Source organism: Streptomyces sp. NPDC039736 (genome assembly GCF_055596485.1).
In genome coordinates this window covers 25,820-39,740 of record NZ_JBVIUQ010000001.1, presented here as the reverse complement: position 1 = coordinate 39,740, position 13,921 = coordinate 25,820, and the positions used below count along the sequence as shown (strand labels likewise).

Sequence of the window (13,921 nt, the reverse complement as noted above, 5' to 3'; positions counted from 1 at the left end):
CGGCCCCAGGGCATCCACGCCGATCCGGCCACGCTGCGTCAAGGCCCTTCCCGTCACGGGCTTGTTCCGTTATGGAGCCGGTATCCCCACCTCGTGCCCCGTTCACGCAGAGTGTCCGGTTGCGGCCGGATCGTTATGCTCAATTTCCGCTCAGATGTAATGACGCTGGTAGCACTGGGTGACTAGGGTCCTCCCAACCGAGGAGGACGGAGCAAAAGCCGATGAGCGGAGTTTCAGTGACCAAGGGCGTCGAGGACGCGGTACCCGCGTCGGGCGATCTGGTCGTGCTGAGCAACGTCAACAAGCACTTCGGCGCGCTGCATGTGCTCCAGGACATCGACCTGACCATCGCCCGTGGCGAGGTCGTCGTCGTCATCGGACCCTCCGGGTCCGGGAAGTCCACGCTGTGCCGCACGATCAACCGCCTGGAGACGATCGACTCAGGAGACATCAGGATCGACGGAAAGCCCCTGCCCCAGGAGGGCAAGGAGCTGGCGCGGCTGCGCTCCGACGTCGGCATGGTGTTCCAGTCGTTCAACCTCTTCGCCCACAAGACGATCCTGGAGAACGTCACGCTGGGCCAGATCAAGGTCCGCAAGACGGACAAGAAGACCGCGGAGGACAAGGCCCGCGCCCTGCTGGACCGGGTGGGCGTCGGCGCACAGGCGGACAAGTACCCGGCACAGCTCTCCGGCGGTCAGCAACAACGCGTCGCCATCGCGCGGGCGTTGGCCATGGAGCCGAAGGTCATGCTCTTCGACGAGCCCACGTCGGCGCTCGACCCGGAAATGATCAACGAGGTCCTGGAAGTCATGCAGCAACTGGCGCGGGACGGGATGACCATGGTCGTCGTCACGCACGAGATGGGCTTCGCCCGCTCGGCCGCGAACCGGGTCGTTTTCATGGCCGACGGAAAGATCGTCGAAGAGGCCACGCCGGACCAGTTCTTCAGCAACCCTCGCAGTGACCGGGCCAAGGACTTCCTGTCGAAGATCCTGCACCACTGACGACTGCCTTCACCGTACGACCGTTGCCAGGCGGGATACGGCTCCGACGACCAACGCTCCAACGACGTAAGGGATGTTCACGATGAAGCTCCGCAAGGTCAGCACCGCCGTCGTGGCGGTCGCCTCGCTCTCGCTCGTCCTCTCGGCCTGTGGCGGCGAGAAGGGCGGCAAGGGCAAGGACGGCGACAAGATCGTCATCGGTATCAAGTACGACCAGCCCGGCATGGGTCTGAAGACGCAGGACGGCAAGTTCACGGGCTTCGACGTGGACGTGGCCCGTTACGTCGCCAAGGAGCTCGGCTACACCGAGGACAAGATCGAGTTCAAGCAGGCGCCCAGCGCCGAGCGCGAGAACCTGATCAGCAACGGTGACGTGAAGTTCGTCGCCGGTACGTACACGATCAACGACAAGCGCAAGGCGAAGGTCGACTTCGCGGGCCCGTACTTCATGGCCCACCAGGACCTGCTGGTCCGCGCGGACGACAACACGATCACCAAGGTCGAGGACCTCAACTCCAAGAAGCTCTGCTCGGTCACCGGCTCCACCTCCGCGCAGAACGTCAAGGAGAAGCTGGCCCCCAAGGCCAACCTCCAGACGCTCGGCGGTTACTCGGAGTGCCTCAACGGCCTGGAGAACAAGGCCGTCGACGCCCTGACGACCGACGGCACCATCCTGGCGGGTTACGCCGCGCAGAAGGAGAACCAGGGCAAGTTCAAGCTCGTCGGCCTCAAGCTGAGCGACGAGCCCTATGGCATCGGTCTCAAGAAGGGCGACAAGGACCTTCAGAGCAAGATCAACGCCGCGCTGGAGAAGATGCAGAAGGACGGCTCGTGGCAGAAGGCCGTGGAGGCCAACCTCGGCCCGGCCAACTACAAGGCCGACCCCGCCCCGGCCATCACCGAAAAGGGCTGAGCCAGCAGTGACTGACGCGCCGCCGGCTCCGGCCGGCGGCGCGCGCCACGATCCAACAAGGAGAGATCGCGGGGCATCGTGTTCGATTTTCTTAGTTCCGGGCAGTACGACCTGCTCGGTGCCTTCTGGGTGACGGTTCAGCTCACCCTCTACTCGGCCGTCGGCTCCCTCGTCTGGGGAACCCTGCTGGCCGGGATGCGGGTCAGCCCCGTGCCTCTCATGCGGGGCTTCGGCACCGCGTACGTGAACCTGGTCCGCAACACGCCACTGACGATCATCATGGTGGGCGCGCTCCTCGGCCTGAGCCAGACGCTCAACTTCCAGCTCGGGGCGGAACGCTTCGAGGACATCGGCTTCCGGCTGGCGGTCCTCGCGATGGTCGCGTACACCGGGACCTTCGTCTGTGAGGCACTGCGCTCGGGCATCAACACCGTCCCGGTCGGCCAGGCCGAGGCGGCCCGCGCGCTGGGCCTCGGTTTCACCCAGGTGCTGACCCTGATCATCCTTCCGCAGGCGTTCCGGTCGGTCGTGGCTCCGCTGGCCAACGTGCTGATCGCCTTGACGAAGAACACGACGGTGGCCTCGGCGATCGGTGTGGCCGAAGCGTCCTTCCTGATGAAGAACATGGTCGAGAACGAGACTGACGCGCTCTTCGCCGTCTTCGGCGTGATCGCCCTCGGATTCATCGTCCTCACCCTGCCCACGGGTCTGCTGCTCGGCTGGGTGTCCAAGCGAGTGGCGGTGAAACGATGACTTCCGTTCTGTACGACGTACCCGGCCCCAACGCCAAGCGGCGCAACATCGTCTACACGATCGTCTTCGTCGTCGTCTTCGCCCTCGCGGCGTGGTGGCTGCTGGACGCCATGGCGGCGAAGAAGCAACTGGACGCGGAGAAGTGGAGCCCGTTCGTCACGGACGGCAAGGTGTGGACCACCTTCCTGCTGCCCGGCCTGGTGGAAACCCTCAAGGCCGCGGCGCTGTCGCTGGTGATCGCGCTGCCCCTCGGCGCGCTGCTGGGCATCGGCCGCCTCTCGGACCACGCCTGGGTCCGGGTCCCCGTGGGCATCGTGGTCGAGTTCTTCCGGGCCATCCCGGTCCTGATCATGATGGTGTTCGCCAGCGCCCTGTTCATCACCTTCACCAGCATGGACTCCGAGGTCCGCCCCCTGTGGTCCGTGGTGACGGGCCTGGTGCTCTACAACGCCTCGGTCATCGCCGAGATCGTCCGGTCGGGCATCCAGTCGCTGCCCGCCGGCCAGACGGACGCGGCGAAGGCGATCGGTATGCGCAAGGGCCAGATGATGGTCTTCGTGCTGGTGCCGCAGGCGGTCACCGCGATGCTGCCCGCGCTGGTCAGCCAGCTCGTGGTCATCGTGAAGGACACCGCGCTGGGCGGCGCGGTACTCGGGTTCGGCGAACTCCTCTTCCAGGTGCGTACGATCACGGCGAACTACGGCGCCAACACCATCGCCGCGCTCACCGTGGTCGCCCTCCTGTTCATCGCGCTGAACTTCGCCCTCACCTCCTTCGCGGGATGGCTGGAACGCCGCCTGCGCCGCACCAAGAAGAGCGGCGGGGCAGCGGTCGACCTGAATGTGATCGAAGCGGGCGGCGGCGGTGGCGCCGGCGGCGCGCTCTGATCCCGACACCGTCCCAGCCAGGGGCCGGCCTCTCCCCGGAGGCCGGCCCCTCGCTCATTCCCGAGGACAATTCACCAACGGAACGCCCCACTCCCGAAGGACTCGCCTCCGTCACTTGACGCAAGCACCTGCAGTGGGTTGCATACGTTCTGTGATCGAGCACCGTCTTCCCACTGCCTCTCGCGCAGCGTCCCGCTGGACCGTACGGAGCGGAGGCGTCGCCCCGTGGACCCGGTGATCGTCGTCGGCGCCGGACCGGTCGGGCTCGCGCTCGCCCTGTCCCTCGCCGCACAGCAAGTCCCCTCCGTCGTCCTGGACGAGGGCGACGGCGCGCAGGAGGAACGCACCGCCCGGACCGTCGTCCTGCGCCCCGACACAGCCGCCCTCGTCGAGCGGCTCGGCTGCGCCGACGCCCCGGCCGAGGGGGCCGTCTGGGCCGGGTGGCGGTCGATGCGGCGCAAGCAGCTCGTACGGGAACTAACGCTCGGTGACCAGGAGGAGTTCCCGGCCCCCCTGCACCTTCCGCAACACGTCCTCACCCGCGGCCTGTACGCCGCCGCCGAGGCGCACCCCCTGGTCGAGCTGGCGATCCGCGCGCGCGTGGACACCGTCGAGCAGGACGCCAAGGGCGTCACCGTGCACACCCGCGAGCCGGGTTACCTGTACTGGCGCGGCAGTTACCTCGTCGGCTGCGACGGCGCCCGCTCCACCGTCCGCAAGCTGCTCGGCATCCGCTTCGCCGGCCGCACCGCCGTCGAGCGGCACGCCGTCGCCGCCCTGCGCGTCGAACTCCCCTGGCCGGAGACCGCCCTGCTGCACCGTCAGCCGCCGTGGCGCGGCGGCGGCCCCGAGGTGACGGCGCGTCCGCTGCCGGACGACGTGTGGCGGCTGGACTGGCTGCTGCCGCCGCGCGGTGACCTGGTGACGCCGGACGCCCTGGTGGCCCGGATCCGCGACACCCTCGCCGGGTGGTGCGGCACGACCCCTCCGTACGAGCTGATCGACACCGGCGTCTACACCCTGCACCACCGGCTCGCCCAGCGCTGGCGCGAGGGACGGTCGTTCCTGGCGGGCGACGCGGCGCACCTGCTGGGCGCGCTCGGCACGCAGGGCGTCGACGAGGGCCTGCGGGACGTCGAGAACCTGGCGTGGAAGCTGACGCACGCCTTCCACCACGAGGCCTCCGAGGAACTCCTGGACAGTTACGAGGCCGAGCGCCGCACGTGTGTCGCCGCCCGGCTGCGCGCCGCCGACCAGGTGCTGCCGATACTGCGGGGCGGCGGGCTGCGCGCGGTCCTGCCGGGGGCGGGCAGGAGCCACGACAACCTGCTCGCCGACGGCCACCTCGGCAACGGCGCGCTGGGCGCCCTCCCGGCGTACCCGCACTCCCCCCTCGCTCCCCCGCCGCCGTCCCCGGAGGCGAGGGCCGACGTGGACACCCCTGTCGGTGCTCCGGTGGTGGACGTCACGGTGACCGCTCCCGACGGCACGGCCGTGCGCCTGTGGGAGCGGCTCGGCCAGGGGCATCTGCTGGTGGTGCTCGTGGCGCCCGGCACCGGGGTGTGGGACCGCCGGCACTGGATGCAGGCCGGGGTGATGCCTCGGCTGGCGACCGCGGTGACCGCGCTGCCGGTGCCGGCGGAGCTGCTCGTCGCCGAGGGCTACCCGGGAGCGACGGCGCACACCGTCCTTCTCGTACGCCCGGACGGGCATTTGGTGGCCGCCTTCGACGGGGTGCATCCGGCGGAGCTGTACGCGGCGGCGGACGCGGCGCGCGGCGGCGCTCGCCGGGAACCGGAGGCGCTCGACGAGGCTCCGGACGCCCCCGTGCACACCGATCGGACCGCGGACGTCAATTGACCGGCCCGGGCTCGCATGGTGTACTCCCGATCATGAGCGACACCGATGTGAGCCTGTGGCGGAGGGTCCATATGGACCTGGTCCGTTACGCGGGCTGTGTCTGTCGCCCGTCCTGCTGATTCGCCCCTCCTCACGCGCGGTGCGCCCTCTCCCGGCCGTCGACCCACGGGTCCGGCCGGTGAGACGCCCGTGCGTCCTCGCGAACTCCCCCAGGACGGTCTCTCCATGACGTTTTCCGCATCCCCGCACTCCCCTGCCGCCGTGTCGGCCGGGCCCTCCTCCGCCCAGCTCCTCGACTTCGCACGGGGCGTCGCCTCCGACGCCGAGCTGGTGGCGTCCCTGCCGCTCGACCCCGAAGGACGCACCTGGGCGCGCCTCGACGGGCCGGGCGGCAGCGAGGCCTGGCTGATCGGCTGGCCGCCGGGCACCGGCACCGGCTGGCACGACCACGGCGGCTCGCGCGGCGCGTTCGCCACGGCGTCGGGCGGCCTGACCGAACAGTCACTGGCCGTGCGGCTGCCCACCGAGGGGTGGAAGACCCTGGAACTGGCCGAAGGCGTCGACCGGCAGCGGCAGTTGCGGCCGGGTCAGGGGCGCGCCTTCGGGGAACACCATGTGCACCAGGTGCTCAACGAGTCCGCCGACGCGCACGCCGTCTCGGTGCACGCGTACTACCCGCCGCTGCCGCTGATGCGGCGCTACAGCCGCACGGGCGCGGTGCTGCGCCTGGAGCAGGTGGAGATTCCGGAGGAGTGGCAGTGACGCACGTCGAAGAGCCGCAGGGTCCGGTGGGGATCGACGCCCTGCTGGAGCGGGTACGGGCCGGGTTCGACCGGGTCGGCCCCGGGGAGGCGTACGCGGCTGCGGAGGCCGGGGCGCTGCTGGTGGACATCCGGTACGCGGCCCTGCGCGAGCGGGACGGGCTGATTCCGGGCGCGCTGGTGGTGGAGCGCAACGAACTGGAGTGGCGGCTCGATCCTCGGGGCAGTCACCGGGCGGCGGAGGCCACCGGGCACGACCTGCGCGTCGTGGTGATCTGCAACGAGGGGTACGCGTCCAGCCTCGCCGCGGCTTCGCTGCACCAGCTCGGCCTGCACCGGGCGACGGACCTGGACGGCGGCTTCCAGGCCTGGCGCGCGGCAGGCCTGCCGGTGCTGCCCGGGAAGGGCTGACGCCGAGAGCGGCCGCGCCCGTCCCGCGGACCCCCTGGAGCTCAGGGGGTCCGGCGGCGGAGCCCGATGTCTGGGAGGCGGGACGCCCATGGGTGTACGGGGGCGCTGGGACACGGGAGGTCTCGCGAGGGGCACAGGGCGCCGGGGCACGGAGGGCGTCGCGGGAGGCACAGGTGCGCCGGAGCGCGGGGGCACCCGGGCCATGGGGACGCCAGGTGCGCAGGGGCGGGCGGGCACGCGAGCACGCGGACGCCCAGGAGCACAGGAGTCAGAACGGCTCGTAGTCGAGACCGTCCGTGTCCTCGCCCTCCTCCTCCAGCGCCCGCCTGACCACCCGGATGGCCAGGCCTTCCGGATAGCCCTTGCGGGCCAGCATCCCCGCCAGCCGGCGCAGCCGCTTGTCGCGCTCCAGCCCGCGGGTGGAACGCAGCTTGCGGGCGACGAGCTCGCGGGCGGTCGCCTCCTCCTGGTCGGAGTCGAGCTGCCCGACGGCCTCGTCGATCAGCGCCGGGTCGACGCCCTTGGTGCGCAGCTCGCGGGCGAGCGCCCGGCGGGCCAGGCCCTTGCCGTGGTGGCGGGACTCGACCCAGGCGCCCGCGAACGCCGCGTCGTCGATCAGGCCCACTTCCTCGAAGCGGGACAGCACCTCGTCGCTGACCTCCTGGGGGATCTCCCGTTTGTGCAGGGCGTCCGCCAGTTGCTTGCGGGTGCGCGGGGTGCCGGTGAGCAGACGCAGGCAGATGTTCCGCGCCTGCTCCGCCGGGTCCTGCGGGGGCTTCGATGCGGCTTCCCGGCCCTCCCCTGCGGCACCGGAGCCCCGCGAGGAACGGGAACCCCGGGCGTCCCTGCGGCCCCTCCCGGACTCCCCGAACCCCTTGGGCCCTCCGGTCCCCCCGGCTTCCCGGGAGGACCAGGGAAGCCGGGGAGAACCGTCGGCCTCCCCCGGGCCTCCGTCGTGCGCGGGGGTGCCGCCGTACCCGGCGGGGGTGTCGTGCCCGCCGGGCTCCCCGGTGCTGCCCGACCAGTCCGTCCTGCGGGTCACGGGCTAGCTCTTGGCCGCCGCGGCCTTGGCCGTCTTGGCCTTGACCGCCGGAGCCGGTACGGACTTCGCGTCGGCTGCCGCAGCCGCACCCGCACCCGCCGCGTCCGCGCCGGGCTCGCCCTCGGGGGCGTCCGTCTTGGGCTTGACGCCGACGCCCAGCTTCTCCTTGATCTTCTTCTCGATCTCGTCGGCGAGGTCGGGGTTGTCCTTCAGGAAGTTGCGGGCGTTCTCCTTGCCCTGGCCGAGCTGGTCGCCTTCGTACGTGTACCAGGCGCCCGCCTTGCGGACGAAGCCGTGCTCGACGCCCATGTCGATCAGGCCGCCCTCGCGGCTGATGCCCTGCCCGTAGAGGATGTCGAACTCGGCCTGCTTGAAGGGCGGCGCGACCTTGTTCTTGACGACCTTGACGCGGGTGCGGTTGCCGACCGCGTCCGTGCCGTCCTTGAGGGTCTCGATGCGACGGATGTCGAGGCGCACCGAGGCGTAGAACTTGAGCGCGCGGCCACCGGTCGTGGTCTCCGGCGAGCCGAACATCACACCGATCTTCTCGCGGAGCTGGTTGATGAAGATCGCGGTGGTCTTGGACTGGTTGAGCGCGCTGGTGATCTTGCGGAGCGCCTGGCTCATCAGCCGGGCCTGGAGGCCGACGTGCGAGTCGCCCATCTCGCCCTCGATCTCCGCACGCGGCACGAGCGCCGCCACGGAGTCGATGACGATCAGGTCGAGCGCGCCGGAGCGGACCAGCATGTCCACGATCTCCAGCGCCTGCTCGCCGGTGTCCGGCTGGGAGAGGATCAGGTTGTCCGTGTCGACGCCCAGCGCCTTGGCGTACTCCGGGTCGAGCGCGTGCTCGGCGTCCACGAAGGCGACGGTGCCGCCGGCCTTCTGCGCGTTCGCCACGGCGTGCAGCGTCAGCGTCGTCTTTCCGGAGGACTCCGGGCCGTAGACCTCCACCACACGGCCGCGGGGGAGCCCGCCGACGCCGAGTGCAATGTCCAGGGCGGTCGACCCGGTGGGGATGATCTCGATGGGGTCGTTCGGCCGGTCGCCGAGCCGCATCACGGCACCCTTGCCGAATTGTCGTTCAATCTGCGCGAGAGCGGCGTCCAGCGCCTTCTCGCGGTCGGTGCCTGCTGCCATGGGTTCCACCCGATTTGCTTGAGTCGATCGCTTCACGTCAATGACGCTAACGCCTGCCACTGACAATCGGCCTCGGCGTCGCTCTGACCTGTGGACAACCCGGTCGGGAACCCCGAGGTCACAAGGCCGCAACACCAATAAGAATGGATGTTCGATTTTTGTGTCAAGCGAGCCACGCGGCACCCGCCGGGCGGCTCGGGCCGACTGCGCACGCCGAACGGAACGGCACCTCAAGACGGCCCGACACCGCCGACGGCACCACGAAAGGACCGGGCCGGAAAGCCGTGCCGCTCAGGCGTCGTCCCCCGCCCCGGGCGGCGGCGTCCGGTTCCGGTCGTGCCGCAGCGCGGCGCGCAGCCGCGCCAGGACGGACGCCCGGCGGTCCCGGTGGCCGTGCACCCGGGGGTCGTCGGTCACGTCGTAGCGCTTGACGTACGCCCCGAGGAACGCCTGGAGCGTGGCGACGGCCGGGATCGCGATGAGCGCGCCGACGGCGCCCATCAGCGCCGTCCCCGCGACGACCGAGCCGAAGGCTACGGCGGGGTGGATGTCGACCGTCTTCTCGGTCAGCTTCGGCTGGAGGATGTAGTTCTCGAACTGCTGGTAGACCACGACGAAGCAGAGCACCCACAGCGCGTACCAGGGGTCCACCGTGAACGCGATCAGCATCGGCAGGGCACCCGCGAGGTAGGTGCCGAGGGTGGGGATGAACTGGGAGATCAGGCCCACCCACACGGCCAGCGCCGGTGCGTACGGCACGTCCAGGACCACCAGCAGGACGTAGTGCGCGATGCCGGAGACGAGTGCCATCAGGCCGCGCGAGTAGAGGTAGCCGCCGGTCTTGTCGACGGCGATCTCCCAGGCGCGCAGCACCTCCGCCTGCCGGGCCGGCGGCAGCACCGAGCACAGCGCGCGGCGCAGCCGGGGGCCGTCGGCCGCGAAGTAGAACGAGAACAGGAAGATCGTCAGGAGCTTGAACAGGCCGCCCAGCACGGTCGTCGAGACGTCCAGGACGCCGCTCGCGCTATTCTGCACGTACTTCTGCAGCCAGTCGGAGCGCAGCAGGCTGTCCTGCACCTCCACCCTGGAGAGTTCGGTGTTGAAGGTGTGGTTGACCCAGCTGATCACCGAGTCCAGGTACTTGGGGAACTCGTCGACCATGGTCAGGATCTGACCCGCCAGCATCGACCCGAGCATCACCACGAAGCCGATGCCCGCCAGCATCACGCCGAAGAACACCAGGAAGGTGGCGAGGCCCCGGCGCATCCCGCGCGCGGCCATCCGGCTCACGGCGGGCTCCACCGCGAGCGCCAGGAAGAAGGCGATCACGATGTTCAGCAGCAGGGTGATCAGTTGGTGGAACGCCCACTCACCCAGTTGGTAACAGGCGAACAGGGCCAGTGCGAGCACCATCGCGCGCGGCAGCCAGCGGGGCATGCGGGCCGGCCCCGCGGGAGCCACGGGCGGCGTGGGCGGCGCGGTGCCCGGCGGGGCGGCCGGCCCGTCGTCGTGCTGGGCTTTCGCCTGGTCCTGGGCGGTCTCATCAGTCGGTGGCACGGGGCCAAGTGTCACCCATGAGTGCGTCGACCACACGCCCCTGCCGCCGCACGGGGCGCGTCCGTCCCCGGCGCCTCCCCAGGGGCAGATCCGTGCCTTTCCTGGAGAGGGACAGGGAAACGGTCAGCGCCTGTCGTACGGAACGTCCATCGCCCGGCACACGACCTGCCACACGCTCTTCGCGTCCCAGCCCGCGTCCAGCGCCTCGTGCACCGTACGACCGCCGAGCTCGGACATCACGTGGTCGCGCGCGAAGGAGTCCGCATAGGCCTCGCCGAAGTGCGCCGCCATGCGCTCCCAGAAAATCGTCAACCGCATGACACCAGTATCGCGCCCCTGAGAGTGCAGCCCGGTCCGCACCCTTGCGGGGAGCGCCGCGCACCCGCACCGTCGGCACATGGCTGGAAATGGAGCATCACCCCCCGGGGCCGCCCCGCGCGCGGCCTCTCCCGGCGCGGCGTCCCCGCTCGGCCGCGCCGCGCACTTCGTCTGGCTGACGGCCCGGGTCCTGGAGCAGCGCCGGTTCGCGTACCACTTCCTCGGCGGCGGCGCCGATCCCGTCGAGGCCGCGCTCCACGCGTACCTCGGCGAGGACGGCGGATTCGGGCACGCCCTGGAGCCCGATCTGCGGGGGCCGGTGAGCCAGCCCCCGCACACCGCCCACGCCCTGCGGGTGCTGGAGTCCATCGGCAGGTGCGGCGGCACGCGCGTGGAGCGCGTCTGCCGCTATCTGACCGGGGTCTCCACCAAGGAGGGCGCACTGCCCGCGGTGCACCCCTCGCAGCGGGGGTACCCCGCCGCACCCTTCGTGCCCGTCGTGGACGATCCGCCCGGCGAACTGCTGGCGACGGGCCCGGTGGTGGGCACGCTGCACCGCAACAAGGTCTGGCACGCCTGGCTGTTTCGCGCCACGGACTTCTGCTGGGCGGCCGTCGAGACGCTGGAGGAGTCGCATCCGTACGAGATCCAGGCCGCCGTCGCCTTCCTGGACGGCGTGCCGGACCGCTCCCGGGCCCGGGCGGCGGCGGACCGGCTGGGGCGTCTCACGCGGGCGCGGGGGCTGGTCCTGCTCGATCCCGCGCAACGGGACGAGATCCCGGTGGCACCCGGGTACGCCCCGGGTGAGCACCACTTCGCCCACGACTACGCGCGCGTGCCCGAGTCGCTGGCGCGCGGCTGGTTCACGGACGGGGAGATGGCGCGCGCCCTGGACTTCCTGGCCGCCGAGCAGCAGGAGGACGGCGGCTGGCCGGTGCGCCGGCGGTCGTGGGCCCCGGGGAACGTGCTGGAGGCGCGCCCCCTGGTCACCATCGACGCCCTGCTGACACTGCGGGCGTACGGCAGGGAGATCGGCTGAGCCGGCCGCCGTGCCCTCAGCCGCCCAGCGCGCGCACCCCCGCGGTGACCGCCACGGCGGCGCCGACGACCACCAGGAACGGTGCTCGCAGCACCAGCGCGACAGCCGCCGCCGCGAGACCCGCGCCCCGTGCGTCCAGTACGAGCGTCTGTCCCGTGGCGAAGGTCTGCTGCGCGGTGAGCGCCGCCAGCAGGGCGACGGGCAGCAGGGCGGAGAGGTCGCGCACCAGCGGACGTTCCAGGGCGTTCGCGGGGACGAGGAGCCCGAGCAGTTTGACGAGGTAGCAGCCCACCGCCGTGGCGATGATCGCGATCCAGACGCTCACTGTGCCGCTCCCGTGCCGCTGCCACTATGACGACTGCCGTTGCCGTTGCCATCGCCATCGCCGCTGCCGGGGCTGCCGCTGTCACGACGCCCGGTGCGCCCCTTGGCGAAGAGCACCAGCGGGGCCGCGAGCGCTGCCACCAGCACCGGCGCTCCGCCCGGCAGCACGGGCAGCAGCCCGAGCATCACCAGGACCGCGACACCGGCGACGGCGCGCTCCGTGGTGGAGCGCAGCATGGGGGCGAGCAGCGCCAGGAAGACCGCGGGACCTGCCGCGTCCAGGCCCCAGGCCTTGGTGTCGCCGATCGCTTCGGCGCCCAGTGCCCCGAGCAGGGTGGTGAGGTTCCACAGTACGTACAGGGTGACGGCGGTGACGGTGAAGCCGATGCGGGCGCCGCGCCGGGTCGACTGGGCCAGCGCCACCGCGGCCGTCTCGTCGATCACCCCCTGTGCCGCGAACGGGCGCACCGGCCCCGGCAGCGCGAGCAGTTGCGACAGGCGCAGCCCGTAGAAGGTGTTGCGCACGCCCAGGAAGAAGGCGCCCGCCGCCGCGGTGAGCGGATTGCCCCCGGCCGCGAGCGCTCCGACGAGGGCGAACTGCGAGGCGCCGGTGAACACCAGCAGGCTGAGCGCGCAGGTCTGCGCGACGGTGAGCCCGGCGCCGGCGGAGGTGACGCCGAAGGCGAAGCCGGAGAGGCCCACCGCGACGCCGACGCCGAGCGCGTCCCGTACGACGGCGGCGTCGGGCCTGGACATGCCGTCCGGAACGGCACGCACTGGTGTGCGTATGCCCGCCGTCGTGCGCGTGTCTGCTACGCGTGTGTCCGTCGTCGTGCACCCGTCTACAGCGCGTGTGTCGGCCGTCGTGCACCTGTCCGCTGCGTGTCTGTCGGCCGTCGTGCACCTGTCCGCTGCGCGTCTGTCCGCGGATGCCGCGGACGCTGTCTGTTCTGCCACGCCCGGGACGCTACGAGGGGACCGTGCCCGCGGTCTTGTACGTTCTTGCGCGCTCGCGCCGGTAGGCCCCCGGCGGCACCCCGACGATGCGGGTGAAGTGGCGGTTGAGGTGCGGCTGGTCGGTGAAGCCGACCATGACGGCGGCGTCGGCGGGGGCGGTCCCGGTGTTCAGCAGGTGCTGGGCGCGGCGGACGCGGGCGTTGGTGAGCCAGGTGTGCGGGGGCATCCCGTAGGCCGTCTTGAAGGCGCGCAGCAGCGCGAAGGGGCTGGTGCCGAGTTCGTGGGCCAGACGCTCCAGGGACGGCGGGTCCGTCATCCGGTCGGCCAGGATCTCCCGGGCGAGCGCCGCGGTGCGGGCGGCCGCCGGGAGCGGGCCCCGGGCGGGCAGGGAGCGGCCGTGGCGGCGCAGCATCCGGGCGATGGCGAGGCGGAAGGCGGTGTCGGCGGCGAGCGCGTTGCCCGCCTCGGCGGCGAGATGCACCTCGTGCACGAGCCGCGCGGTGTCGGGGTCGTGGACGATCGTCTCGGCGAACCCCACCGTGCCGCGCAGCGTGGTGATCTCGGCGGCGACGTCGGCGACCAGTTCCCGCGACGGATAGAGGGTGCCGTACGACCAGCCCTCGGGAACTCCGGCGTGCGCGGAGTGCGGCACCTCCGGGTTGATCATGACGACGCTGCCGGGCAGCACGCTGACGGTCCCGTCCGGCATGCGCAGGTCCTCGATGCCGCGCCGCACGGCGGCGAGCACGAACCCCTCGTGGCTGTGGCGCGGGAAGGTGTGCCGGACGTAACGGGCGCGCAGCAGGTCGAGGCCCGGCACCCCGGCGTAACTCCAGTGCCGCGCCCACTCCCCGTCGCGCCCGGTGGGCGTCGAACCCCTCGCCATCAGGCCATTCTGCGCCCCGGCCCCACGCCGCTGACCTGCGTGTCCACAGTCCGGACCGGGAATTGT

Annotated in this window: 16 protein-coding genes; 9 read left to right on the top strand and 7 right to left on the bottom strand. The window is 71.3% G+C overall.

Going from position 1 to position 13,921, the window contains the following annotated elements; genetic code table 11:
• Positions 1 to 221 precede the first annotated feature (221 nt).
• The 8 genes from ACZ56L_RS00165 (at position 222) to ACZ56L_RS00130 (ending at position 6,592) form a co-directional block, all read left to right on the top strand.
• A complete protein-coding gene (locus tag ACZ56L_RS00165; RefSeq protein ID WP_345217335.1) occupies positions 222 to 1,007 on the top strand; it encodes an amino acid ABC transporter ATP-binding protein in 786 nt (261 codons plus the stop codon).
• Positions 1,008 to 1,089: 82 nt separating this feature from the next.
• The gene (locus ACZ56L_RS00160) at positions 1,090 to 1,920 is read left to right on the top strand and encodes a glutamate ABC transporter substrate-binding protein (protein ID WP_471059875.1); all 831 of its coding nucleotides are present in this window, start codon (positions 1,090 to 1,092) and stop codon (positions 1,918 to 1,920) included.
• A 78-nt stretch (positions 1,921 to 1,998) separates the two neighbouring features.
• Entirely contained in the window at positions 1,999 to 2,673 is a 675-nt protein-coding gene (locus ACZ56L_RS00155; protein ID WP_345217333.1) for an amino acid ABC transporter permease, read from the top strand.
• Positions 2,670 to 3,560, top strand: coding sequence for an amino acid ABC transporter permease (locus ACZ56L_RS00150; protein ID WP_471059871.1), 891 nt, complete (start codon positions 2,670 to 2,672; stop codon positions 3,558 to 3,560). The genes ACZ56L_RS00155 and ACZ56L_RS00150 overlap by 4 nt, the downstream gene beginning before the upstream one ends.
• A gap of 225 nt (positions 3,561 to 3,785) precedes the next feature.
• Positions 3,786 to 5,420 carry an FAD-dependent monooxygenase gene (locus ACZ56L_RS00145; RefSeq protein ID WP_471059869.1) on the top strand — a complete coding sequence of 545 codons (1,635 nt, stop codon included), beginning with the start codon at positions 3,786 to 3,788 and terminating at the stop codon, positions 5,418 to 5,420.
• A 32-nt stretch (positions 5,421 to 5,452) separates the two neighbouring features.
• Positions 5,453 to 5,539: a putative leader peptide gene (locus ACZ56L_RS00140; protein WP_380836616.1), complete on the top strand. Its 87-nt coding sequence runs from the start codon at positions 5,453 to 5,455 to the stop codon at positions 5,537 to 5,539.
• Positions 5,540 to 5,645: 106 nt separating this feature from the next.
• Positions 5,646 to 6,182, top strand: a complete 537-nt coding sequence (locus ACZ56L_RS00135; protein WP_345217330.1) for a cupin domain-containing protein — start codon at positions 5,646 to 5,648, stop codon at positions 6,180 to 6,182.
• Positions 6,179 to 6,592, top strand: a complete 414-nt coding sequence (locus tag ACZ56L_RS00130) for a rhodanese-like domain-containing protein (protein ID WP_345217329.1) — start codon at positions 6,179 to 6,181, stop codon at positions 6,590 to 6,592. Before ACZ56L_RS00135 ends, ACZ56L_RS00130 begins: the two co-directional genes overlap by 4 nt.
• Before the next feature lie 268 nt (positions 6,593 to 6,860).
• On the opposite strand, the gene recX is transcribed toward ACZ56L_RS00130, so the two are convergent.
• The 4 genes from recX to ACZ56L_RS00110 all read right to left on the bottom strand — a co-directional run bounded on the left by recX (position 6,861) and on the right by ACZ56L_RS00110 (position 10,649).
• Positions 6,861 to 7,634: a recombination regulator RecX gene (gene recX, locus ACZ56L_RS00125; protein WP_471059865.1), complete on the bottom strand. Its 774-nt coding sequence runs from the start codon at positions 7,632 to 7,634 to the stop codon at positions 6,861 to 6,863.
• Positions 7,635 to 7,637: 3 nt separating this feature from the next.
• Positions 7,638 to 8,774 carry a recombinase RecA gene (gene recA / locus ACZ56L_RS00120; RefSeq protein ID WP_345217327.1) on the bottom strand — a complete coding sequence of 379 codons (1,137 nt, stop codon included), beginning with the start codon at positions 8,772 to 8,774 and terminating at the stop codon, positions 7,638 to 7,640.
• 291 nt (positions 8,775 to 9,065) lie between these two features.
• Entirely contained in the window at positions 9,066 to 10,211 is a 1,146-nt protein-coding gene (locus tag ACZ56L_RS00115) for an AI-2E family transporter (RefSeq protein WP_471061594.1), read from the bottom strand.
• 243 nt (positions 10,212 to 10,454) lie between these two features.
• The gene (locus ACZ56L_RS00110; protein ID WP_345217326.1) at positions 10,455 to 10,649 is read right to left on the bottom strand and encodes a DUF3046 domain-containing protein; all 195 of its coding nucleotides are present in this window, start codon (positions 10,647 to 10,649) and stop codon (positions 10,455 to 10,457) included.
• A gap of 79 nt (positions 10,650 to 10,728) precedes the next feature.
• Here ACZ56L_RS00110 and ACZ56L_RS00105 point away from each other — a divergent pair, with 79 nt between their 5' ends.
• A complete protein-coding gene (locus ACZ56L_RS00105; protein WP_471059861.1) occupies positions 10,729 to 11,688 on the top strand; it encodes a hypothetical protein in 960 nt (319 codons plus the stop codon).
• Between the two features lie 16 nt (positions 11,689 to 11,704).
• On the opposite strand, the gene ACZ56L_RS00100 is transcribed toward ACZ56L_RS00105, so the two are convergent.
• The 3 genes from ACZ56L_RS00100 to ACZ56L_RS00090 all read right to left on the bottom strand — a co-directional run bounded on the left by ACZ56L_RS00100 (position 11,705) and on the right by ACZ56L_RS00090 (position 13,855).
• A complete protein-coding gene (locus tag ACZ56L_RS00100) occupies positions 11,705 to 12,013 on the bottom strand; it encodes an AzlD domain-containing protein (RefSeq protein ID WP_468683634.1) in 309 nt (102 codons plus the stop codon).
• Positions 12,010 to 12,768, bottom strand: a complete 759-nt coding sequence (locus tag ACZ56L_RS00095; protein WP_471059858.1) for an AzlC family ABC transporter permease — start codon at positions 12,766 to 12,768, stop codon at positions 12,010 to 12,012. The genes ACZ56L_RS00100 and ACZ56L_RS00095 overlap by 4 nt, the downstream gene beginning before the upstream one ends.
• 211 nt (positions 12,769 to 12,979) lie before the next feature.
• The gene (locus tag ACZ56L_RS00090; RefSeq protein ID WP_471059856.1) at positions 12,980 to 13,855 is read right to left on the bottom strand and encodes a helix-turn-helix transcriptional regulator; all 876 of its coding nucleotides are present in this window, start codon (positions 13,853 to 13,855) and stop codon (positions 12,980 to 12,982) included.
• Positions 13,856 to 13,921: the final 66 nt, after the last annotated feature.

Coding starts and splice junctions, on each gene's coding strand:
- ACZ56L_RS00165 (WP_345217335.1), top strand. CDS start 222: ATGAGCGGAGTTTCAGTGACCAAGGGCGTCGAGGACGCGGTACCCGCG.
- ACZ56L_RS00160 (WP_471059875.1), top strand. CDS start 1,090: ATGAAGCTCCGCAAGGTCAGCACCGCCGTCGTGGCGGTCGCCTCGCTC.
- ACZ56L_RS00150 (WP_471059871.1), top strand. CDS start 2,670: ATGACTTCCGTTCTGTACGACGTACCCGGCCCCAACGCCAAGCGGCGC.
- ACZ56L_RS00140 (WP_380836616.1), top strand. CDS start 5,453: ATGAGCGACACCGATGTGAGCCTGTGGCGGAGGGTCCATATGGACCTG.
- ACZ56L_RS00135 (WP_345217330.1), top strand. CDS start 5,646: ATGACGTTTTCCGCATCCCCGCACTCCCCTGCCGCCGTGTCGGCCGGG.
- recA (WP_345217327.1), bottom strand. CDS start 8,774: ATGGCAGCAGGCACCGACCGCGAGAAGGCGCTGGACGCCGCTCTCGCG.
- ACZ56L_RS00115 (WP_471061594.1), bottom strand. CDS start 10,211: ATGCCCCGCTGGCTGCCGCGCGCGATGGTGCTCGCACTGGCCCTGTTC.
- ACZ56L_RS00110 (WP_345217326.1), bottom strand. CDS start 10,649: ATGCGGTTGACGATTTTCTGGGAGCGCATGGCGGCGCACTTCGGCGAG.
- ACZ56L_RS00105 (WP_471059861.1), top strand. CDS start 10,729: ATGGCTGGAAATGGAGCATCACCCCCCGGGGCCGCCCCGCGCGCGGCC.
- ACZ56L_RS00095 (WP_471059858.1), bottom strand. CDS start 12,768: ATGTCCAGGCCCGACGCCGCCGTCGTACGGGACGCGCTCGGCGTCGGC.
- ACZ56L_RS00090 (WP_471059856.1), bottom strand. CDS start 13,855: ATGGCGAGGGGTTCGACGCCCACCGGGCGCGACGGGGAGTGGGCGCGG.